The 21,251-nt window shown below is 73.4% G+C and carries 20 protein-coding genes and 1 pseudogene; 18 read left to right on the top strand and 3 right to left on the bottom strand.

Translation table 11 applies throughout. The features are described from left to right. Positions 1-34 precede the first annotated feature (34 nt). From EIO00_RS01660 to EIO00_RS01635, 6 genes are all read left to right on the top strand, one after another. On the top strand, positions 35-1,276 hold the full coding sequence (locus EIO00_RS01660; protein WP_140174982.1) for an acetoin utilization protein AcuC: 1,242 nt from the start codon (positions 35-37) through the stop codon (positions 1,274-1,276). A 20-nt stretch (positions 1,277-1,296) separates the two neighbouring features. After that, positions 1,297-2,136 (top strand): phosphatase, encoded by an 840-nt coding sequence (locus EIO00_RS01655; protein ID WP_140174980.1) that lies wholly within the window; start codon positions 1,297-1,299, stop codon positions 2,134-2,136. Between the two features lie 109 nt (positions 2,137-2,245). Further along, a complete protein-coding gene (locus EIO00_RS01650; protein ID WP_119728247.1) occupies positions 2,246-2,449 on the top strand; it encodes a helix-turn-helix domain-containing protein in 204 nt (67 codons plus the stop codon). 202 nt (positions 2,450-2,651) lie between these two features. Continuing rightward, entirely contained in the window at positions 2,652-2,750 is a 99-nt protein-coding gene (locus EIO00_RS01645; RefSeq protein ID WP_018654693.1) for a 30S ribosomal protein bS22, read from the top strand. A gap of 38 nt (positions 2,751-2,788) precedes the next feature. Next, positions 2,789-3,817 carry an NAD-dependent epimerase/dehydratase family protein gene (locus tag EIO00_RS01640; protein ID WP_241661043.1) on the top strand — a complete coding sequence of 343 codons (1,029 nt, stop codon included), beginning with the start codon at positions 2,789-2,791 and terminating at the stop codon, positions 3,815-3,817. Then, entirely contained in the window at positions 3,814-4,752 is a 939-nt protein-coding gene (locus EIO00_RS01635) for a lysophospholipid acyltransferase family protein (RefSeq protein ID WP_140174976.1), read from the top strand. The genes EIO00_RS01640 and EIO00_RS01635 overlap by 4 nt, the downstream gene beginning before the upstream one ends. A 204-nt stretch (positions 4,753-4,956) precedes the next feature. Here EIO00_RS01635 and EIO00_RS01630 read toward each other — a convergent pair whose 3' ends face one another. Then, the gene (locus tag EIO00_RS01630) at positions 4,957-5,826 is read right to left on the bottom strand and encodes an HAD family hydrolase (RefSeq protein ID WP_140174974.1); all 870 of its coding nucleotides are present in this window, start codon (positions 5,824-5,826) and stop codon (positions 4,957-4,959) included. Between the two features lie 376 nt (positions 5,827-6,202). After that, a complete protein-coding gene (locus EIO00_RS01625; protein WP_140174972.1) occupies positions 6,203-6,898 on the bottom strand; it encodes a sigma-70 family RNA polymerase sigma factor in 696 nt (231 codons plus the stop codon). A gap of 271 nt (positions 6,899-7,169) precedes the next feature. Here EIO00_RS01625 and EIO00_RS01620 point away from each other — a divergent pair, with 271 nt between their 5' ends. From EIO00_RS01620 to EIO00_RS01585, 8 genes are all read left to right on the top strand, one after another. After that, complete coding sequence (locus EIO00_RS01620; protein WP_140174970.1) at positions 7,170-8,426, top strand: putative quinol monooxygenase; 1,257 nt, start codon at positions 7,170-7,172, stop codon at positions 8,424-8,426. Beyond that, positions 8,423-8,674, top strand: coding sequence for a glutaredoxin family protein (locus EIO00_RS01615; protein ID WP_140174968.1), 252 nt, complete (start codon positions 8,423-8,425; stop codon positions 8,672-8,674). Before EIO00_RS01620 ends, EIO00_RS01615 begins: the two co-directional genes overlap by 4 nt. Positions 8,675-9,062: 388 nt before the next feature. Beyond that, positions 9,063-9,833: a redox-sensing transcriptional repressor Rex gene (locus EIO00_RS01610; RefSeq protein ID WP_140174966.1), complete on the top strand. Its 771-nt coding sequence runs from the start codon at positions 9,063-9,065 to the stop codon at positions 9,831-9,833. Between the two features lie 22 nt (positions 9,834-9,855). Next, positions 9,856-11,160, top strand: coding sequence for a glutamyl-tRNA reductase (locus tag EIO00_RS01605; RefSeq protein WP_140174964.1), 1,305 nt, complete (start codon positions 9,856-9,858; stop codon positions 11,158-11,160). Continuing rightward, a complete protein-coding gene (gene hemC, locus EIO00_RS01600) occupies positions 11,157-12,089 on the top strand; it encodes a hydroxymethylbilane synthase (RefSeq protein ID WP_140174962.1) in 933 nt (310 codons plus the stop codon). Before EIO00_RS01605 ends, hemC begins: the two co-directional genes overlap by 4 nt. Next, a complete protein-coding gene (locus EIO00_RS01595) occupies positions 12,076-13,641 on the top strand; it encodes a bifunctional uroporphyrinogen-III C-methyltransferase/uroporphyrinogen-III synthase (RefSeq protein ID WP_277752843.1) in 1,566 nt (521 codons plus the stop codon). Before hemC ends, EIO00_RS01595 begins: the two co-directional genes overlap by 14 nt. Before the next feature lie 43 nt (positions 13,642-13,684). Continuing rightward, on the top strand, positions 13,685-14,680 hold the full coding sequence (gene hemB / locus EIO00_RS01590; RefSeq protein ID WP_140174960.1) for a porphobilinogen synthase: 996 nt from the start codon (positions 13,685-13,687) through the stop codon (positions 14,678-14,680). A gap of 558 nt (positions 14,681-15,238) precedes the next feature. Next, positions 15,239-15,901: a bifunctional DNA primase/polymerase gene (locus EIO00_RS01585; RefSeq protein WP_140174958.1), complete on the top strand. Its 663-nt coding sequence runs from the start codon at positions 15,239-15,241 to the stop codon at positions 15,899-15,901. A gap of 12 nt (positions 15,902-15,913) precedes the next feature. On the opposite strand, the gene EIO00_RS01580 is transcribed toward EIO00_RS01585, so the two are convergent. Beyond that, on the bottom strand, positions 15,914-17,638 hold the full coding sequence (locus tag EIO00_RS01580) for a serine/threonine-protein kinase (RefSeq protein WP_161602625.1): 1,725 nt from the start codon (positions 17,636-17,638) through the stop codon (positions 15,914-15,916). Between the two features lie 161 nt (positions 17,639-17,799). On the opposite strand from EIO00_RS01580, the gene hemL reads away from it, so the two are divergent. The 4 genes and pseudogenes from hemL to EIO00_RS01565 all read left to right on the top strand — a co-directional run. After that, positions 17,800-19,092, top strand: coding sequence for a glutamate-1-semialdehyde 2,1-aminomutase (gene hemL / locus EIO00_RS01575; protein ID WP_140174955.1), 1,293 nt, complete (start codon positions 17,800-17,802; stop codon positions 19,090-19,092). 64 nt (positions 19,093-19,156) lie between these two features. After that, positions 19,157-20,104, top strand: coding sequence for a LysR family transcriptional regulator (locus EIO00_RS01570; protein WP_140174953.1), 948 nt, complete (start codon positions 19,157-19,159; stop codon positions 20,102-20,104). Positions 20,105-20,151: 47 nt separating this feature from the next. After that, positions 20,152-20,523, top strand: a pseudogene (locus tag EIO00_RS25850) (protein kinase domain-containing protein); the annotation flags it as partial. Positions 20,524-20,560: 37 nt separating this feature from the next. Beyond that, positions 20,561-21,251 (top strand): serine/threonine-protein kinase (locus EIO00_RS01565; RefSeq protein ID WP_206664004.1); only part of this gene is annotated, 691 nt, incomplete at its 3' end.

Raw genomic sequence — 21,251 nt, 5'->3', positions numbered from 1 at the left:
GTGCGCCGTGGTCGCGGGGCGATAGCGTGAACACATGAACGAGCCCGTGCCCTCGGCCGCGGACCGCTCCGGTCCCTGTGACCTGCGGGTCCTGTGGGATGACCGGCTGATCACCTACGACTTCGGCCCGGGTCACCCGATGAACCCGGTGCGGGTGGAGCTGACGATGGCGCTCGCCCGCGAGTACGGGGTGCTGGATCAGCCCAACGTCGAGGTGGCCCCGGTCGAGCCGGCCGGAGAGGCGCTGCTGGAGCTGATCCACGACCCGGCGTACATCGCCGCGGTCCGGCACGCCGGATCGACCGGGCTGCCGGTGCCCCGGCACGGTCTGGGGACCCCCGACAATCCCGTGTTCATCGGCATGCACGAGGCGTCCGCGCTGGTCACCGGGGCCTCGGTGGCGGCGGCCGAGGCGGTGTGGACCGGACGGACGTCGCACGCGGCCAACATCGCCGGCGGCCTGCACCATGCGATGCGGTCGGCGGCCAGCGGCTTTTGCGTCTATGACGACCCGGCCATCGCCATCGCCTGGCTGCTGGAGCACGGCGCCGAGCGGGTCGCGTACGTGGACGTGGACGTGCACCACGGGGACGGAGTGCAGACGGCGTTCTACGACGATCCGCGGGTGCTGACGATCAGCCTGCACGAGACGCCCCGCACGCTGTTCCCGGGCACCGGCTTCCCCCAGGAGTGCGGCACGGGCGAGGCCCGGGGCATGGCGGTGAACGTGGCGCTGCCGCCGGGCACCGGGGACGCCGCCTGGCTGCGGGCGTTCCACGCGGTGGTGCCGCAGCTGCTGCGCGCGTTCCGCCCGCAGGTCCTGCTCACCCAGCACGGCTGCGACAGCCATCGGCTCGACCCGCTGGCCCATCTGATGCTGAGCGTGGACGGCCAGCGGGCCGCCTACGCCGCGCTGCACCGGCTGGCGCACGAGGTCGCCGGCGGGCGCTGGATCATCACCGGCGGCGGGGGCTATGAGCTGGTGCAGGTGGTGCCGCGGGCGTGGACCCATCTGCTGGCCGAGGCGGCGGGCCGGCCCATCGATCCGGCGACGGCCACGCCGGAGCCGTGGCGCGAGTTCGTGCGCAAGCGGACGCTGGAGATCGCGCCCGCCGTGATGTCCGACCTGCCGCCGGACCGGTCCGGCGGCGACCCCCTGGAGGTGCCCGCGTGGGCGAGCGGCTACGACCCGGCGAATCCGGTGGATCAGGCGATCCTGGCGACCCGCAAGGCGGTCTTCCCCGAGCACGGGCTGGATCCGCTGACGGAGGCCTGACCGGCTCCGCCGCGCCCGCCGTGCCCGTGCCCACCCGTGAGGAGCTGCGCGAGCACCTGGTCGCCTCGATGATCGCCGGCGATGTGGCCACTCCCCGGCAGAACAACCTGCTGCACTACCGGCGGATGGCGCTCGGCTACCCGTACTACCGGTTCGGCCTGGTCTTCCGGCGGCGGTGGACCGAGCGGGACGTGCTGGCCATGATGGCCGAGCTGTGCGGGGTGATCCCCGACCCCCGGCACCTGTACGGCGACGACACCATCGACCCGGACAAGACCATCGACGCGCTGGAGGTCATGGCCGAGCGCATCGGCCTGGCGGCCCGGCGGCGCGAGCGGGTGCTGCTGGCCACCGGCCACCCGGAGGTGCTGACCCCGATCTACGCGGCGGTGGGCCGGGCGCTGCGCGCCCGCGGCTGCACGGTGCTGACCCCCGCCGAGGGGTGGTCGTACGTGCCCGAGGTCGGCGCGCCCCCGGAGCCGCGGCGGATCCGCTACCTGGAGGGGACGGTCGCGGCGCTGGAGGACGAGGCCGGCCGGGTGCAGCACACCCACGACTCGGCGCCGATGGAGGCCGTGCTGGCGGAGCTGGCGGCGTCCTCCCCGGCGGCGGACGGATCGCCGGCGGCCGGCCGCGCCCACTGGCCGGATCTGGTCATCGCCGACCACGGCTGGGCCGGGGCCGCCGGGCAGGCCGGGATCGACACCGTGGGATTCGCCGACTGCAACGACCCCGCCCTGTTCGCGGGGCAGGTGGAGGGGAAGATCCTGGTCACCGTGCCGTTGGACGACGGGGTGCGTCCCGACCGGTACGAGCCGCTGACGGCATACCTTATGTCACGTTCTGGGCTGATTGTCTGAACTTCCCTCTTGCGACTGCCGTTACACGATTTACGCTGGGGGAAGAACACGTACGTGATCAAAGTCACCTAAAGGGCCGGTGGCACCGTACGTGAGAAGAGGACGTCCGATGGCTTCAGGTGAGCAGCCTCTCAGCGAGGTCAGGTTCCTGACGGTGGCCGAGGTGGCGGCGGTGATGCGGGTGTCCAAGATGACCGTTTACCGCCTGGTCCACTCAGGCGAGCTTCCCGCCATCCGGGTGGGGCGCTCGTTCCGGGTCCCCGAACAGGCCGTGCACGACTACCTCCGCGACGCGTTCATCGAAGCGGGCTGACGCGGAGCGCCGCCTGCGCCCGCTCGCCCGGCGAGCGGGCGGGGACGGTCGTGGCCCGATCGCGCCGCCGCTTCGGGGGCGGAGGCGTGGCATGCGGGTGCACAGGAGTAGTCTTGAGCCTCGGACATGGCGCGCGCCCACGCCTTGCGTCGCGGGCGCGGCAGGTCCGTCTCCCTGTCGACTCCCGGACGAGTGAGGTCACGTGGGTTCCGTCATCAAGAAGCGCCGCAAGCGGATGGCCAAGAAGAAGCACCGCAAGCTGCTGAAGAAGACCCGCATCCAGCGCCGCAACAAGAAGTAGGCGGTCCGGCCGGGCCGCCGTTGGGGGTGGGGTGCACTGTGTCGGCTACGCCCTCCGCCGCTCGCGTCGTCCTGGTCACGGGGGTGTCCCGGTTCCTGGGCGCCCGGGTGGCGAGCGCGCTGCAGGCCGAGCCGGGCATCGAACGCGTCATCGGCGTGGACACGGTCCCCCCCACGGCGCCGCTCGGGCGCACCGAGTTCGTGCGCGTCGACATCCGCACGCCGAGCATCGCCAAGATCATCTCCGCCGAGCGGGTCGACACGGTGGTCCACTGCAGTCTGGAGACCGCCCAGTACGGCCCTCGGGCGAAGGTGAAGGAACTCAACGTCATCGGCACCATGCAGCTGCTGGCGGCCTGCCAACGGTCGCCGGACGTGCGCAAGCTGGTGGTGCGCTCCACGGCGGCGGTGTACGGCTCCTCGCCGCGGGACCCGGCGGTCTTCACCGAGACCGACGAGCCCGTGGAGGCGCCCTCCTCCGGCTCCGCCAAGGACGCCACCGAGGTGGAGGGCTACGTCCGAGGACTGCAGCGACGCCGCTCGGACCTGACGGTGACGGTGCTGCGGTTCGCCAACTTCCTGGGTCCCGACGTGGACTCACCGGTCACCCGGTACCTGCGGCTGCCGGTGGTGCCGACGGTGCTGGGCTTCGACCCGCGGCTGCAGTTCGTGCACGCCGACGACGGGGCCGAGGTGCTGCGCCGGATGACGCTGGAGGACCACCCCGGCTGCTTCAACGTGGCCGGAGACGGGGTGCTGCTGCTCTCGCAGGCGCTGCGCCGGGCCGGGCGGCCCTCGGTCCCCGTGCCGGAGGCGTCCGTCCAGCTGTTCGGCGGTCTGGGCCGCCGGTTCGCCGGGCTGTCGGGGTTCTCCTCCGAGCTGCTGCGCTGGCTGATGTACGGGCGGGTGATCGACTGCTCGAAGCTGGCGGCGGAGCTGCGCTGGCGCCCCGCCTACAGCGCCGAGGCGGCGTTCGCCGACTTCGTCGAGACCGTCGGCGACGGCCGCACCCCCGCCCAGGAGATGTTCGAACGGCTCACCACCGTGCTGGGAGGGAGCGGGCGATGACCGCGCACCGCCGGCCGAGGGAGGCGCCCGACGAACCCGATGTGGCCCCGGTCATCCCGCTGACGTTCGCCGACGCCGATGCCGGCACGGGCTCCGACGCCGGCGCCGACGCCGAGGATCGGCTCTCGGCCCTGCTGGAGTTCCTGCGCCGGCGGCTGAACGGCGACTACGAGGTCGACGAGTTCGGCTTCGACCGCGAGCTGACCGACACGGTCCTGCTGCCGCTCGTCCGCGTCCTGTACCGGTACTGGTTCCGGGTGGAGCTGCGCGGGACCGAGCACATCCCCCGGTCCGGTCGCGCCCTGGTGGTCGCCAACCACTCCGGGACGCTGCCGCTGGACGGCCTCATCCTGCAGGTCGCCGTGCACGACCACGCCCGTCGCGACCTGCGGCTGCTCGGCGCCGACCTGGTCTACCAGGTGCCGGTGCTGGGGCACCTGTCCCGCAAGGCCGGTCACACCCTGGCCCATCCGGCCGACGCGCACCGCCTGCTGAGCAAGGACGAGCTGGTCGGGGTGTTCCCCGAGGGCTTCAAGGGGGTCGGCAAGCCCTTCGGCGAGCGCTACCGGCTGCAGCGGTTCGGCCGCGGCGGGTTCGTGGAGACCGCGCTGCGCGCCGAGGCCCCCATCGTCCCCGTCGCCATCGTGGGCGCCGAGGAGATCTACCCCAAGATCGGCGACGTCCGCGCCCTGGCCCGCCTGCTGGGCCTGCCGTACTTCCCGATCACTCCGACCTTCCCGCTGCTGGGCGCGCTCGGATTGATCCCGCTGCCCTCCAAGTGGCTGATCCGCTTCGGCGAGCCCATGACCCTGAAGGGGTACGGCCCGCGGGACGCCGACGATCCGATGACGGTCTTCGACCTCACCGATCACGTGCGCGAGACCGTCCAGCAGATGCTCTACGACACCCTCCTGGAGCGCGGCCCGGCGTTCTGAGGCGTCGTCCGCGCCCGCTCCCCGGCCCGTTCCGCCGTGCGCCCTCCCTGCGTCCCTCCGCGCGCCCGAGCGCCCCGGCGCGGGGCCGCGCGGCGGCCGCATGGGCGCGCGAGGGGCCGGAGAAGGGGACGGAGGAAGGACGGGAGGAGAGCGCGAGAGGCGCCGGAAGAGGGTTTCCGCGAGGTCCCCGCGGGGCCGTGGCCCTCAGGCGCGGTAGTGGCGGCGCAGGGCGATGCCGGCGGCGACGCCGCCGGCCAGGGCGCCGGCGCCGGCGGCGGCCGGGATGGCGACCATGGTGACCTTGCGCGCGGTGCGGAAGTCGTGGATGGGCCAGCCGTGGGTCTTGGCGTGCTCGCGGAGCCTGGGGTCGGGGTTGACGGCGTGGGGGTGGCCCACGGTGTTCAGCATCGGCAGGTCGTTGATGGAGTCGCTGTAGGCGGAGCAGCGGGACAGGTCCAGCCCCTCGCGCTGGGCCAGCGCGCGGACCGCCTCGGCCTTGGCCGGGCCGTGCAGCAGATTGCCGACCAGCCGGCCGGTGTAGACGCCGTCCCGGGTCTCGGCGACGGTGCCCAGGGCGCCGGTCAGCCCGAGCCGGGCGGCGATGATCCGGGCGACCTCGACCGGTGTCGCGGTGACCAGCCAGACCTGCTGACCGGCGTCCAGGTGCTGCAGCGCCAGCGCCCGGGTGCCGGACCAGATCCGGTCGGCCATCACCTCGTCGTAGATCTCTTCGCTGAGCCGGACCAGGTCCTCGACCCGCTGCCCCGCCACGAACGCCAGGGCGGTCTCCTTGGCGGCGCCGATGTGCTCGGCGTTCTCGGTGCCGCGCAGCCGGAACACCGCCTGCCCCCAGGCGAACATCGCCAGATCCCGCAGCGTGAACAGCTTGCGAGCGGCCAACCCGCGGGCGAAGTAATAGATCGACGCCCCCCGCATCATCGTGTTGTCCACGTCGAAGAACGCCGCGGCCGTCGGGTCCGGCTCGACTCCCGCTCCGTGCGGTTCGGCGGCGGCGGCCGCCGCCTCGCCCGCGCTCACATGGTCGTCTTCGCCGCGCCGCCAAAATCGCCGCATGTTCCGAAGCCTACTGACGGCCGCGGCCCGGGCGCGACGGACGTGTTCATGACCACGATGGCGCGACCGCGTCTCCGGGCGGCGGCGCGCGGCCGTGCGCGCGGCGTCGTCGGCGCCTTTTCGGGCGCGGTCGGCGAGGGCGCGGCGTAACCCGGCCGTCGGCGGCTCGTTCTTGCCGGCGTCGGGGAATCGGAGGGGAATTCATGAGGCGTGGTTTGCGAGCGAGACGACGTGTCACGGGGTGGCTGTCCGACGTGCGGCCGGATACCGCCAAACCGGATCCAAAATTCCGGAAGACGTTGCGGGAGCGGCTGCTGGCGGACGCGGCCGAGGCGGGAGGGGCGCGGCGGCGCGGACACCGGTGACCGGAGGTCGGTCAGGCGAGGATCAGGTCGTCGGGGAGCGCGCGGGCCAGGGCGCGGACGGCGCGGTACTGCAGGGCTTTGACGGCACCGGTCTTCTTGCCCATGATCAGGGCGGTCTCGGCGACGGACAGGCCGTGCAGGAAACGCAGGACGATGCATTCCTGCTGCTCGGAGTTGAGGCGGCGGACCGCCTCCAGCAGAGCGCGGTGGGTCATCGCCTTGACCACGCGGCGGGCGGGGTCCTCGGCCAGGCGGTCGACGCCGGGATGGTCGGGCTCCAGGAGCTCGGCGGTGCACACCTCCAGCCGGAAGCGGCTGGATTTGAAGTGGTCGGCGACCAGGTTGCGGGCGATGGTGACCAGCCAGGCGCCGAAGTCCTTGCCCTGCCAGCGGAAGTCGCCGATGCCGCGCAGGGCGCGCAGGAACGTCTCGCTGGTCAGGTCCTCGGCCAGCGAATGCGACCCGACCCGGTAGTAGACGTACCGGTAGACCAGGTCGACATAGCGGTCGTACAGGATCCCGAACGCGTCGGCCTCGCCCTGGCGGGCGCGCAGCACCAGGCGCCTGATCTCCTCATCGCCGGCCCGAGGGACCTCGACGCGGTCGGCGCGGCGCCGGCGGAGCGCACCGGTCCGCGGCGCGGGCCGGGACGGAGACGAACGCCGGGAGGTCGCGACGGCGTGGGCGTCGAGGGTCAAGCTGCGCATGCAGTTCTCCTCGGGGCTGATGCGACCTCCGGGCAAGACACACAGGAATCGCCACTTTAGGTTTCCAGGGGTATCGAGGCAATCGTGGTGCGGTAGCCGGTATGGTGCAGGATCGGCGTCATCACCGGCTTTGCCCCTTAATCGCGCTGTTCAGCGCGTCGAAGAGGCCGCCGGAAGTGCATTCCCGTCACGTCCGTCACGGGTTCGCCCGCGACCGGGCCCGTGGTCGGGTACGCGCCGCTCCTGACGATCGGGCACCATAGGGGGCGCGATGATTCTGGGTGTCCCGGCGCTGCTGGCGACCCTCGGTGCCCTGGCGGCCACCGGGTTGCTGATCGTCCGCGCCAAAGACGAGCGGCTGCCGTATCTGATCGCGTGGTGCCTGACCTTGGGCGGCATCGCGATCGCGCTGATCGGCATGACCGCGGGCTTCCTGGCGGGCTTCAACGGCCTGCTGTTCCGGCTGATGGAGGTCGGCGGCGCGCTGCTCGGCCCGGTCTGGCTGGCGCTCGGCATGACGGTGCTGATCAGCAGGCTGGTCCAGGTGCGGTTCGCCAGCTGGCTGTTCGGCATCTCCTACACGATCGTGGCAGTGGTGATCCTGCTGCTGGATCCGCTCAAGGGGAGCTTCGACAGCTCGCTGCCGCGCCCCTCCCGCCACTACGACACGCTTCCGCTGCTGCTGATCGACGTCGCCCACGTGGTGGCGGTGATCGCGCTGGTCGCCTGCACGGTGGTGATCGCGCTGCGGGCCGGCAGGCAGGACCGGGCGGCCTACGAGCTGCTGATGCCGGTGGCGCTGGTGGCGCTGGCCGGGGTGCTGGTGGTGAGCGGGACCCGCGGGTTCCTGCCGGGACTGCTGGCGGTGCTGGCGCTGGCCGGTGCGGCGGGCCTGGTCTGGTACGGCGCGATGCGGACGCTGCCGTCCACGGGCGGCGGGGAGGAGCCGTACGAGGACGGGGACTACGCCGAGGACTATGACGGCGAGTACGCCGACCAGGGGTACGACGGGGAGTACGCCGATCGGGAGTACCCGGAGGCCGAGCGGGAGGAGCCGGTCTACGCCGCCCCGCCCGCCGAGCCGGCCGAGCCCGGCGCGCCTCCGGTGGGGCGGCACGCGGCGCCGACCCGGGCCGACCCGGTGGTGCCCGGCCCTCGCCACGCCGCCGAGCCGCCGCTCGCGGCCGGCGCGCCGCTGTGCGGCCAGATCACCGTCTACACGCTGGCGGACGGGCAGGGTGAGGCGTTCGACCGGCTGGTCGGGGAGGCGATCCGGGCCTCCCAGACGAGCGAGCCGGACATCTTGATCTTCACCTCGCACGAGGTCACCGGGGCGCCCTCCCAGCGGATCGTCTACCAGCTGTTCCGGGACCAGGCGGCGTTCGCCGAGCACCAGCGGCTGCCGCACGTGCAGCGCTTCCTGGCCGAGTCCCGCCCGTACGTGGCGGCCACCAATGTGATCGAGCTGAACCTGACCGCCGGCAAGGTGGTCTCGCTGCCCTCGCTGAACGCCCAGGACTACCGATGAGCGTGACGATCACCCTGCTCGGCAAGCCCGGCTGTCATCTGTGCGACGAGGCGCGCGAGGTGATCGCCCGGGTGGCCGCCGAGCTCGGCGTGGCCTGGGAGGAGCGGGACATCACCCGCTCCGAGGAGCTGACCCGCAAGTACTGGGAGCAGATCCCGGTCACGTTGGTGAACGGGGTCCAGCACGATTTCTGGCGGGTGGACGAGGAGCGTCTGCGGCGGGCGGTGCTCGCGGCGCGCGAGGGCTGACCGGGAGGACGGCCGGGGACGACCGGCCAGGGAACCGACGTGAGACCGGCTCGGGCCGGTTCAGGACCGGTCGGGGACCGGCCCGGGGACGATCGCGCGCTCCGTCGCGGCGGGTGTTCTTTAGATCACATCGAGGATTGCCGGAAAGTGTCCCCCAGAGTAAAGTAATTAATTACTTATGGCACATTGAGCTGCGTGAACGCCTGGCGGGGCGGTCGAGATGGAGGCATGCGCCACCCTCGTGACTTTGTGCGCGTGTTCACAAACGTCTAACCTGGGGGCAGTCCAGGGCGGTTCGTGCCGGCCCCGATCGGCCCGACGGGACCGGACCGCGCCGCCCGGACCGGTCGGATCGCAAGTTCTGGCGTCGAGCCCCGAAGAGCAGGCCGTGACACGTCGACACAACCGCACCCGCGCCGAGCGGGGGATCCCAGAAGCCACGGTGGCGCGGCTGCCGGTGTACCTGCGCGCGCTGCACAGCCTGCAGGAGCGGGGGGTGGTCACCGTCTCCTCCGAGGAGCTGGCCGCCGCCGCCGGCGTCAATTCCGCCAAGCTCCGCAAGGACCTGTCGCACCTGGGCTCCTACGGCACCCGAGGCGTCGGCTATGAGGTCGATTACCTCATCTACCAGATCAGCCGTGAGCTGGGTCTCACCCAGGACTGGGTGGTCGCCATCATCGGCGTGGGTAACCTGGGCCGGGCCTTGGCCGGATACGGCGGGTTCGCCTCCCGGGGATTCCGCGTGGCCGCCCTGCTGGACGCCGATCCCGCGGTGGTGGGCGCCGAGATCGCCGGATTGACCGTGCGGCATATCGACGAACTGGAACGCGTTATCGACGAGCACGGGGTCTCCATCGCGGTGATCGCGACACCCGCGTCGGCGGCCCAGGCCCTGTGCGACCGCGTGGTCGCGGCGGGGGTGACGAGCGTGTTGAACTTCGCCCCGGTCGTCCTCTCGGTGCCCGAGGGGGTCGAGGTGCGTAAGGTCGATTTGTCCATCGAGCTGCAGATCCTGGCGTTCCACGAGCAGCGCAAGGCGGGCGGACCGGGCGAGAGCGCGGCGGACGACTGGTCGAAAGGGCTGAGCGGACATGGCGACGGGCCGAGGCGGGAACGACCTCCCGGTACCAGTGAGTACATCGAGGCGGTTGAGGCATGACCACGAGTGAGGCGGTGGGCCGATGACTGTCCTGGTGGTCGGGATCAGCCACCGCAGCGCTCCGGTGGCCATGCTGGAGCGCGCCGCCGTCTCCGGCGACGAGCTGGTCAAGCTGCTGCACGAGGTCTACGACTCCGAGCACGTGGCGGAGACGCTGATCGTCTCGACCTGCAACCGCGTCGAGGTCTACGCCGTGGTGGACAAGTTCCACGGCGGCGTCTCCGACATCTCCGAGCTGCTCGCCCGGCACGCCGGCGTGCAGCTGGAGGAGCTGAGCCGGCATCTGTACGTGCACTATGAGGACCGGGCCGTCCAGCACGCCTTCTCGGTGGCCTGCGGGCTGGACTCCATGGTCGTCGGCGAGAGCCAGATCCTCGGCCAGATGCGTCAGGCGTTCCGGCTGGCCCAGGCCGAGGGCACGATCGGCCGCGGGCTGCACGAGCTGATCCAGCAGGCGCTGCGGGTCGGCAAGCGCGCGCATGCCGAGACCGGCGTGGACAAGGCCGGGGCGTCCCTGGTCAGCGTCGGCCTGGCGGTCGCCGAGGAGCACCTGGGCGAGCTGTCGGGAAAGCGCGCGCTGGTGGTCGGCGCCGGGGCGATGAGCGGCCTGGCGGTCGCCACCCTGGACCGTGCCGGGATCGGCGAGATCGTCGTCGCCAACCGCACCTTCGAACGGGCCCGGAGGCTGGCCGACGGCGCCCGGGCGCCCGCCCGGGCCATCGAGCTGGCCGACCTGAACGGCGCGCTGGCCGAGGCCGACCTGGTGGTCTCCTGCACCGGCGCCACCGGGCTGGTGATCACCGCCGAGCAGGTCCCGCCCGCCGAGCAGCGGCGCTTCTTCCTGGACCTGGCCTTGCCGCACGACATCGACCGGGCCGTCGGCGAACTGCCCGGCGTGTCGCTGGCCGGGCTGGACGACCTGCGCACCGCCGAGGAGGCCACCCAGGCGCTCGGCCCCCGCGCCGTCGAGGCGGTGCGGCGCATCGTCGCCGACGAGGTCGCCGCGTTCCTGTCCGCCGCCCGCGCGGCGGCGGTCGCCCCGACCGTGGTGGCGCTGCGCAGCAAGGCGGCCCAGGTCGTCGACGCCGAGCTGGCCCGGCTCGCCGGCCGGCTGCCCGGTCTGGACGAGCGCGACCGGGCCGAGATCGCCCAGACGGTCCGGCGGGTGGTGGACAAACTGCTGCACGCGCCGACCGTCCGCGTCAAGCAACTGGCGGCGGCGCCCGGCGGCGACACCTACGCCGCCGCGTTGCGCGAGCTGTTCGACCTCGACCCCAAGGCGCCCGAGGCCGTGGCCCGCCCCGACATCGAAGGACCTGCATCATGACCACCCTGCGCCTGGGCACCCGCAAGAGCCTGATGGCCACCACCCAGTCCCGGCGTGTCGCCGACGAGCTGGAGCGGCGCACCGGGGTCACCGTCGAGCTGGTCGGCGTGACCACCGAGGGCGACGTCTCCCGCGCCCACCTGACCCAGATGGGCGGCACCGGGGTGTTCGTCAGCGCGCTGCGGGACAGGCTGCTGGCCGGCGAGGTCGACTTCGCCGTGCATTCCCTCAAGGACCTGCCCACCGCTCCCGCCGAGGGCATCACCCTGGCCGCCGTCCACCGGCGCGACGACCCCCGTGACGCGTTGTGCGGGCCCGCCAAGCTGGCGGACCTGCCGCCGGGGGCCAGGGTCGGCACCGGCTCTCCCCGGCGGGTCGCCCAGCTGCGGGCGTTGCGCGGCGACCTGAAGGTCGTCCCGATCCGCGGCAACGCCGACACCCGGCTGCGCAAGATCACCGACGGTGAACTGGACGCGGTGGTGCTGGCCTACGCTGGGCTGGGACGGATCGGCCGGCTGGACGCGGTCGCCGAGGTCCTGGACCCGGAGCAGATGCTGCCCGCCCCCGGGCAGGGCGCGCTCGCGATCGAATGCCGGTCCGACCGCGCCGACCTGGTGGAGCTTCTGCGCACGGTCGACGATCCGGCCACCCGGGCCGCCGTCACCGCCGAGCGCACCGTGCTGGCGGTGCTGGAGGCGGGCTGCTCGGCCCCGGTCGGCGCGTACGCGACCGTCGAGGACTCCGCAGACGCCGAACCGAGCCTGTACCTGACCGCGTGCGTCGCGGGCATCGACGGCGCCCGTCAGGTACGGCTGTCCGCAAGCGGCCGCCCGGAACGGGCCGAGGAGATCGGGCGGGAGCTCGCCGCCCGGCTGCTGGCCCAGGGGGCCGACCAGTTGATGGGGGAGCGCGACATTGAGCCCCGTTGAGACCGACCAGGGCACCGTTTCCTTCGTCGGAATGGGCCCCGGCGACCCGGAACTGCTGACCGTCCGGGCCGTCGCCAAGCTCAGTGAAGCCGACACCGTGGTGGTGCACCGGGAGGGCTGTCCCGGCGAGATCCTGGCGCACTGTCGGCCGGACGCCGAGATCCTGGACGCCTCCGAGGGCGATCCGGTCGCGCTGGTCGGCGACGCCGCCAAGGCGGGACGCACCGTGGTCCGGCTGTTCCGGGGCGACCCGGGGGTGGCCGGCCCGTTGGCCGAGGAGGCCGCCGCCTGCGCCGCCGCCGGCATCCCGTTCGAGATCGTGCCGGGCGTGTCGGCGGCCACCGGCGTGCCCGCGTACGCGGGCATCCCGCTGACCGACTCCCGCACCCGCGAGATCCGCGTGATCGACGCCTCCCACGGCGGGGTGGACTGGCACCGCTATGCCGATCCCGACACCACGCTGGTGATCCTGGGCGCCGAGACCATGGTGGCGGAGGTGGCCAAGGGACTGATGACCGCCGGTCGTCCGGACTCCACCCCGGCCGCCATGACCAGCCTCGGCACCACCACCCAGCAGGAGACGGTCGTCTCCACGCTGCACCGGCTGGCCTCCGACACCAAGGGCATGGAGTCGCCGGCATTGATCATCGTAGGGGATGTGGTCGGCTGGCGGGAGCGGCTTTCGTGGTTCGAGACCAAGCCGCTGTTCGGCTGGCGGGTGCTGGTGCCGCGGACCAAGGAGCAGGCCGCCTCGCTGTCGGAGCGGCTGCGCTCCTACGGGGCGGTGCCCGAGGAGGTGCCGACCATCTCGGTGGAGCCGCCGCGCACCCCGCAGCAGATGGACCGCGCCGTCAAGGGCCTGGTCACCGGCCGCTACGAGTGGGTGGTGTTCACCTCCACCAACGCGGTGCGGGCGGTCAAGGAGAAGTTCCTCGACTACGGCTTGGACGCCCGGGCGTTCGCCGGGCTCAAGGTCGCCGCGGTCGGCGAGCAGACCGCCAAGGCGCTGATCGAGTTCGGGGTCCATCCGGACCTGGTGCCGACCGGCCAGCAGTCCGGCGAGGGCCTGCTGGAGGTCTGGCCGCCGTACGACAAGGACCTGGACCCGATCAATCGGGTGCTGCTGCCCCGCGCCGACATCGCCACCGACACGCTGATCGCCGGGCTCACCGAGCTGGGCTGGGAGTGCGACGACGTCACCGCCTACCGCACGGTGCGGGCCGCGCCGCCGCCGGCGCCGATCCGCGAGGCCATCAAGAGCGGCGGCTTCGACGCGGTGCTGTTCACCTCCTCCTCCACGGTGCGCAACCTCATCGGCATCGCCGGCAAGCCGCACAACGTGACGGTGATCGCGGTGATCGGCCCGCAGACCGCCAAGACCGCCCAGGAGTACGGGCTGCGCGTCGACGTGATGGCCGAGAAGCCCTCGGCCCTGACGCTGGCCGACGCCCTGGCGGAGTACGGTGCAAGGCGACGGGCCGCCCAGATCGAGGCGGGCGACCCGCTGCGCAAGCCCAGCCAGATGCGCCGCGGCGCCCGCAGACGGCGCTGACGGCGCACCGTCACCACGTCTGTCTTCGGAGAAGGTCCGCGCCATGACTGCTCGTTTCCCGGTCGCCCGGCCCCGTCGGCTGCGCCGCACCCGCGCCATGCGCCGGCTGGTCGCCGAGACCCGGCTGGACCCGGCCTCCCTGATCCTGCCGATGTTCGTCAAGGAGGGCATCGCCGAGCCGCAGCCGATCCCGTCCATGCCCCGGGTCGTCCAGCACACCCTGGACACCCTCCGCGCGGCCGCCCAGGAGGCCGTGGAGGCCGGGGTGGGCGGGCTGATGCTGTTCGGCGTCCCCGCCCGCAAGGACGGCCGCGGCAGCGCCGCCGACGACCCCGACGGCATCGTCCAGCAGGCCCTGCGGAAGCTGTCGGCCGACCTGGGCGACGCCACCGTGCTGATGGCCGACTTGTGCCTGGACGAGTACACCGACCACGGCCACTGCGGCGTGCTCACCCCCTCCGGCGAGGTGGACAACGACCGGACCCTGGAGCGGTACGCCTCCATCGCGGTCGCGCAGGCCGAGGCGGGCGCCCAGGTGGTCGCCCCCAGCGGCATGATGGACGGCCAGGTGGCCGCGATCCGCTCCGCCCTGGACGAGGCCGGTCACCGGGAGACGGCGATCCTGGCCTACTCCGCCAAGTACGCCTCCGCCTACTACGGACCGTTCCGCGACGCCGCCGAGTGCGCCCCCCAGTTCGGCGACCGTTCGGCCTACCAGCAGGATCCTCCCAACGCCGCCGAGTCGCTGCGGGAGGTGATGCTCGACGTCGACGAGGGCGCCGACATGGTGATGGTCAAGCCGGCCGGCCCGTACCTGGACATCGTCCGCCGGGTCCGCGACGCCGTCGACGTCCCGGTGGCCGCCTACCAGGTCAGCGGCGAGTACGCGATGATCGAGGCCGCCGCCGCCCAGGGCTGGCTCGACCGCGACCGCATCGTCATGGAGTCCCTCATCGGCATCCGCCGCGCCGGCGCCGACCTGATCCTCACCTACTACGCCACTCCCGAGTTCCTGCGCTCGCTCCGCTCCCGCGACTGACGCGCCCCGGCGGTCGGCCCGCACGGCCTGCGGGCGGGTCTCCTCCGGCCCGTGCGCGGCCGTGCGGCCGGGCCCGGCGCGGAGGGAGGAGCGGCCGGTGGCGTGGAACGTGCGGCGGAGCGCGCACGGGAGAGGACGACGCGAGGAGGACCGCCGCTCCCTGCCGGGCCCGCCGGGAGGGAGCGGTCCTCCGGCCCGGCCGATTCGGGGCGGGTCGCGTGCGGCGGGCCGCATACGGGGAAAGGCGGCCTGTAGAGGGGACGCTTCGGCCCCGGGAGGCCCGCCGCGGGATGCGGTCCCCGGGCCCGGTCGGGCCGCGGACGACCGCCGCGCACCGACGGCCGCGCGGGTCCTTCGCCCCGTGCCGGGCGGGCCCCGGCGCGGGCGCTCCGGCGGGTCCCACGGAGCGGGGCGGGGGGTGCCGCCGAAACGGCCTCTGCGATCCTGGGATCATGGAGGTCTAGTCCATTGGGGCGGTTTTCGGGGGTTGGTGCGATACGGGGGAACGACGGCGGCCATCATCGGTAGTGAGGACGCGGGGACTGGGAGAGTCGGATGATGCTGACGGCGGTATCGGCGGCACGGCGGCAGCGGGGGCGCAGCCGTCTGGGGGCGGCCGCCAAGGAGTACGCGGCGCTCGGATGGCCCTGCATACCGGGGGCGCGTCCGCTGGTGGACGGTGACCGGGCGTGTTCGTGCGACCGGATCGGATGTCCGGACCCAGGAGGGCACCCGGTGACGGCGGCGTGGCAGATCCAGGCGACGACCGACCCGGAGAAGATCAAACGCTGGTGGACGGACATTCCCCGGGCCAACGTGATCCTGCCGACCGGACGGGTGTTCGACGTGTTCGACGTGCCCGCGGCGGCCGGTGAGATGGCGCTGGCGCGGATCGCCGAGCGGTACTCCGAGCCCGGCCCCACCAGCCCGGTCGGCCCGGTCGCCGTGGTGGGCAAGCAGCGGCATCTGTTCTTCGTGGCGACCCGGGGCGCCCCCGAGGACGAGGACGAGTGGTGGTCGTGCCACCTGGACTGCTCCCCGGAGACCATCGACGACAGTCCCGGTCTGCGCTGGCACTGCCGGGACAGCTATGTGGTCGCCCCGCCGTCCGTGCTGCCCGCCGGGGAGGTCTCCTGGGTGCGGGCGCCGGACCGCACCCCGCTGCCCGACCCGGTGCGGGTGTTGGAGATCCTGTCGGACTGCTGCGAGGCGGTCTGCTGAGCGGCCCGGGCCTCAGCGCGGGGCGTCGATGACGACCCGCTTGCCCCAGTTGCCGTAGGCGGTGGTCAGCACCGCCCGGGTGCGGCCCGAGCCGATGGTGACGGTGAGCCGGCTGGGCAGCCCGGCGGCGTCCAGCACCAGCGCATAGGTCAGCCGCTCGGTCTTGGCCGCCCGCGCGATGGCGGCGTACGGATGCGCGGCGCCCAGCTGCGCCACCGCCACGGTGCCCCGGTAGGTGCGCCCGGTGCGCCGCAGGTCGGTGCTCTTTTGGACGAGCGCGACGACGTGGTCGACCGACGTGCACTCGCGGATCCGCGCCGCCAGCGGCGCATGGCCCTGCGCCGAGGCCGAACGGGTCGAGACCGGGACCTCGCGCCAGCCGTCGCCCCGCCGCACGTGGGCCGTCTCGTCGATCAGGATCACCCGGGCCGCCTTGCGGGTCTGCCGGGCGGGGCCGGAGGCGGTCATCGTGTACGCCGGGGGGCGCCCGGGCCGGACGGCGAAGGTCCCCTTGGCGGTGGCGTCCGCGCCGCAGCAGCCCTTGCCCCGGTAGGTGAACGACGCGCTCGGCCGGCGGGTCGTCGCCGTGATGATGCGGGCGGCCAGGGCGTCGGCGGGGGAGCGGGTGGGGGAGGTCGCGGGCGTGGACGCGGGCGGCACGGCGGCGGGGGACACGGTGGACTGCGCCGTGGACGAGCCGCCGCCGCGGTTCAGCCCGTACGCCACGCTGGCCCCGGCGATCGCGACGACGGCGACGATCGCCGCGACGCTGCCCACCAGCCGGCCCCGGCTCCCCCGGGACGGCCGGTCCGGCCGGCGTCCGGCGGTCGTGGCGGGGGCGGGCTCGGGCGGCGGGGCGTTCTCGGCCGCGGTGACCATCTCGGCCAGCCGGCCGCGTCCCTGCGCCTCCCAGGCCGGCCCGTACGCGGCGACGGCCGCCTCCTCCAGGGCGGCCAGGAACTCCTCCGCCGAGGCGGGCCGGTCGGCGGGGTCCTTGGCCAGTCCGGCGGAGATCAGCCCGCGCAGCGGCCCGGGCACCGCCTCGGTCGGGATCGGCGCCTCCCGATGCGCCCGGCCCAGCGCCGCGATCGCCCGCCCACCGCCGCCGCCGCTCTCGTACGGGTGGCGTCCGGTGAGGCACTGGAAGAACACCACGGTCGCCGCGTACAGGTCGGAGGCGGGGGAGGCGGACGCCCCGTCCCACAGCTCGGGCGCCAGATAGGCGGGCGCGCCGGGCGGCTCGCCGCCGGACCTGGAGCGGCGCGGCGGGACCAGCCCGAAGTCGGTGATCACCACCTGACCGGTCCGGTCGACCAGCGTGTTGTCGGGACGCAGGTCTCGGTGCACCACCTCGGCCCGGTGCGCCACCGCCAGCGCCGCCAGCGTGCTGCCGAACACGGTCAGCGCGGCCAGCGGTCCCGTCGGCCCCTGGGTGTCCAGGATCCGGCTCAGCCCGACGCCGTCGACCCGCCGCATCACCACGGCGGCGGCGCCGTCGGGGCCGTCCACCAGTTGGTACAGGTCGGCGATGCTCGGATCCTCCAGCCGGGTCAACCGGTCGGCCAGCGGCCGGTAGGCCGCCATGAACTCCTCGTCGCCGGTCAACCGAGGATCCAGGTACTTGATCGCGACCTCGGTCCGGGTGACCTCGTCGACGGCCACCATCACCCGGCCGGTGGATCCGTGTCCCAGTTCCCGCACAGGGGTGAAACCCGGGACCGTCCAGCCGTCTGCCACTTCGTCATCCCTCCGGCTCGTGCGGCCCACCGCAGCGGCCACAGGCCGGGTTCTCGGCCGTCGTCGACGGCGAACCCCGCACCAGCTACTTTGGGTGGATATCGGCATGCTGTCGCCCGGGTCAAGCGTGTATACCGGATTGCGACTGAGAGACTGGCACAGTGACCGAGATCGATCGCTCCCAGCAACTGTTCGACCGCGCGGAACGGATGGTTCCGGGCGGTGTCAACTCGCCGGTGCGCGCCTTCCGGGCGGTGGGCGGCACCCCCCGGTTCATCGCCTCCGCCCACGGCCCCTACCTGGTGGACGTGGACGGCAACGAGTACGTCGACCTGATCTGCTCGTGGGGGCCGATGATCCTGGGCCACGCCCACCCGGCCGTGGTGGAGGCGGTGCGCCGGGCCGCCGAGCGGGGCACCTCCTACGGCGCGCCCACGCCGGGCGAGGTGGAGCTGGCCGAGGAGATCGTGGCGCGCACCCCGGTCGAGCAGGTCCGGCTGGTCAACTCCGGCACCGAGGCGACCATGTCGGCGATCCGGCTGGCCCGCGGGTTCACCGGGCGCAGCAAGGTCGTCAAGTTCGCCGGCTGCTACCACGGCCATGTGGACTCGCTGCTGGCCGCCGCCGGATCGGGGGTGGCCACGCTGGCGCTGCCGGACACCCCCGGCGTCACCGGGGCGACCACCGCCGACACCGTCGTGCTGCCCTACAACGACGTGTCCGCGGTGGAGCTGGCGTTCGCCGAGCACGGCGACGAGATCGCCTGCGTGATCACCGAGGCGTGCCCGTGCAACATGGGGGTGGTCCCGCCGGCCCCCGACTTCAACCGGCTGCTGAAGTCGTTGTGCGAGCGGCACGGGGCGCTGCTGATCATCGACGAGGTGCTGACCGGCTTCCGGGTGAGCCGCTCCGGCTGGTACGGCCTGGAGGGCGTGGCGGGCGATCTGATGACGTTCGGCAAGGTGATGGGCGGCGGGCTGCCGGCCGCCGCGTTCGGCGGACGGGCCGACGTCATGGCGCAGCTCGCTCCGGCCGGCCCGGTCTACCAGGCGGGCACCCTGTCGGGGAACCCGTTGGCCACCGCCGCCGGGCTGGCCACGCTGCGGGAGGCCACCGACGAGGTGTACGAGGCGATCGGCCGGGCCGCCTCGGTGGTGTCGAACGCGGCGACCGAGGCGCTGTCCAAGGAGGGCGTGCCGCACCGGCTGCAGACGGCGGGGAACCTGTTCTCGATCTTCTTCACCGACGAGCCGGTGACCGACTTCGCCGCCGCCCAGCGGCAGAACACCGCGGTGTACGCGGCGTTCTTCCACGCCGCCCTGGAGCAGGGCGTCTATCTGCCGCCGTCGGCGTACGAGGCGTGGTTCCTCAGCGCCGCGCACGACGACGCCGCCCTCGACCGGGTGGTGTCGGCGATGCCCGCGGCCGCCCGCGCCGCCGCCGCGGCCCTGTGAGGCCGGCCCGGAGATGTTTTAACAATCGCCTGACCGAGCCCTGATCGATGTTTAGATTTGCTTCATGCTCGATCTGGATCGGCTGCGGGCGCTGCACGCGGTGGCCACCCACGGCTCGGTCAGCGCGGCGGCCGAGGCCCTGCATGTGACGACGTCGGCGGTCTCCCAGCAGCTTGCCAAGCTGGAGCGGGAGACCGCCCACAAGCTGCTGGAGCGCAACGGGCGCGGGGTGAAGCTCACCGACGTCGCCTGGCTGCTGGTGGCGCACGCCGAGCGCATCCTGGCGCTGGTGGAACGTGCCGAGGCGGACCTGGAGGCGCACCGCGGAGTGGTGGCGGGGGAGATGACGGTCGCCGCGTTCCCCAGCGCGATCCGGGGCCTGATCCCCGCCGCGCTGGCCGCGCTGCGCACCGCCCACCCCAGGCTGCGGGTGCGGGTGCACGAGTGCGACCCGGCCGAGAGCCTGCCGCTGACCTCCCGCGGCGACATCGACCTGGCGATCGTCCAGGATTGGAACAACGAGCCGTTGCCCGTTCCCGAAGGCCTGGCCAAGGGGATGATCTGCGAGGACGTGGCCGACGTGGCGCTGCCCGCCGACCACCCGCTGGCCGACCGCGACGTCGTCGCCCTCACCGAGCTGGCCGGGGACCGCTGGATCAGCTCCACCCCCGGCTCCATCTGCTGCGACTGGCTGGTCCACACCCTGCGCTCGTTCGACAACGAGCCGCGCATCGACCACATGGCCGACGAGTTCGCCACCCAGCTCGCCCTGGTCGCCGGCGGGCTCGGCAACGCCATCCTGCCCCGCCTGGGCCGCTGCGACATCCCCGAAGGGGTCAGGCTCGTCGCCCTCCGGCCGGCGCTGATCCGCCGCGTCTTCGCGGTCTGGCGCGAGGAGGCCGCCCGCCGCCCCGCCATCTGCGCCGCGCTCGACGCCCTGCGCGCGGCGGGCCGCCGGGACGTCCCGGCGGACCCGCGACGTCCCGGCGGACCCGCGACGGGTCCGCACTAGGCCCGCGCCGGGTCCGCGACGGGTCCGCGACGGGCCGGCGGCCCCGCATGGACGCCGGCGCAGCCCGTCGCGACGATGTATCGCGAGACAACGATCCGGACGGGGGCGGCATGGACGGCGATGAGTGGCGGATCGGCGGGTTCACCGAGGTCAGGGAACTGGGCACGGGGGCCCAGGGGCGGGTGGTGCTCGCCCGGCACGACGAGTCCGGGGCCCCGGTGGCCATCAAGTACCTGACCCGGACGGACGGCGACGCCGAGGCGGTCGAACGGCTGCGCGCCGAGGCGCAGCTGCTCGCCCGGGTCTCCAGCCCGCATGTGGTGCGCCTGTACCGCTTCGTGACCGGCGAGCGCGGCGCCGCCATCGTGATGGAGGCCGTGGAGGGCGTGTCGCTGCGCAAGATCCTGGACCTCCACCGGACGCTGGCGCCGGAGGCCGCGCTGCTNCGTGGAGGGCGTGTCGCTGCGCAAGATCCTGGACCTCCACCGGACGCTGGCGCCGGAGGCCGCGCTGCTGGTGCTCAAGGGCTCGCTGCTGGGACTGGCCGCCGCCCACGCGGTGGGGGTCGTGCACCGCGACTACAAGCCCGCCAACGTGATCGTGCGGGCCGACGGGCTGAGCACGCTGATCGACTTCGGGGTGGCCGCCCTGACGGGTTCCCGGGAACGCTCGGGCACCCCCGCCTATATGGCGCCCGAGCAGTGGGCCGGCTCCCCCGCCTCCCCGGTCACCGACGTGTACGCGGCGACCTGCGTGTTCTTCGAATGCGTCACGGGACACCGGCCCTACCGGGGGGATCGGGCGGCCGTGATGCGCGGGCATCTGCACGATCCGATCCCGATCGAGGAGGTCGCCGAGCCGCTGCGTCCGTTGATCGCACGCGGCATGGCCAAGGACCCGGCGGACCGCCCGCCCGGTGCGTCGGCCCTCGTCGCGGAGCTGGAGGACGCCGCCACGACCGCCTACGGCCCGGACTGGGAGCAGCGCGGCGTCCGGATGCTGGCGGCGGGGGCGACGGCCCTGGCGGCGTTGTTCCCGCTCGCCGCGGCGGGCCTGGCGGGCCCCGCGGGCGCGGCGGGTGCAGCGGGCGCGGCGGGCACGGCCGGGGCGGCGGGCGTGGCGGGCTCGGCGGGGGCCGCGTTCACCG

This window comes from Thermomonospora catenispora (assembly GCF_006363815.1).
Lineage (GTDB): Bacteria > Actinomycetota > Actinomycetes > Streptosporangiales > Streptosporangiaceae > Thermomonospora > Thermomonospora catenispora.
Note: the sequence above shows the minus strand (reverse complement) of the source record. Positions and strands in the feature narration are given on the sequence as shown.

Bases quoted from the DNA above. Each gene is read 5' to 3' on its own strand.
- EIO00_RS01660 (WP_140174982.1), top strand. From the start codon at position 35: ATGAACGAGCCCGTGCCCTCGGCCGCGGACCGCTCCGGTCCCTGTGAC.
- EIO00_RS01650 (WP_119728247.1), top strand. From the start codon at position 2,246: ATGGCTTCAGGTGAGCAGCCTCTCAGCGAGGTCAGGTTCCTGACGGTG.
- EIO00_RS01635 (WP_140174976.1), top strand. From the start codon at position 3,814: ATGACCGCGCACCGCCGGCCGAGGGAGGCGCCCGACGAACCCGATGTG.
- EIO00_RS01630 (WP_140174974.1), bottom strand. From the start codon at position 5,826: ATGCGGCGATTTTGGCGGCGCGGCGAAGACGACCATGTGAGCGCGGGC.
- EIO00_RS01625 (WP_140174972.1), bottom strand. From the start codon at position 6,898: ATGCGCAGCTTGACCCTCGACGCCCACGCCGTCGCGACCTCCCGGCGT.
- EIO00_RS01620 (WP_140174970.1), top strand. From the start codon at position 7,170: ATGATTCTGGGTGTCCCGGCGCTGCTGGCGACCCTCGGTGCCCTGGCG.
- EIO00_RS01615 (WP_140174968.1), top strand. From the start codon at position 8,423: ATGAGCGTGACGATCACCCTGCTCGGCAAGCCCGGCTGTCATCTGTGC.
- EIO00_RS01605 (WP_140174964.1), top strand. From the start codon at position 9,856: ATGACTGTCCTGGTGGTCGGGATCAGCCACCGCAGCGCTCCGGTGGCC.
- hemC (WP_140174962.1), top strand. From the start codon at position 11,157: ATGACCACCCTGCGCCTGGGCACCCGCAAGAGCCTGATGGCCACCACC.
- hemB (WP_140174960.1), top strand. From the start codon at position 13,685: ATGACTGCTCGTTTCCCGGTCGCCCGGCCCCGTCGGCTGCGCCGCACC.
- EIO00_RS01585 (WP_140174958.1), top strand. From the start codon at position 15,239: ATGCTGACGGCGGTATCGGCGGCACGGCGGCAGCGGGGGCGCAGCCGT.
- EIO00_RS01570 (WP_140174953.1), top strand. From the start codon at position 19,157: ATGCTCGATCTGGATCGGCTGCGGGCGCTGCACGCGGTGGCCACCCAC.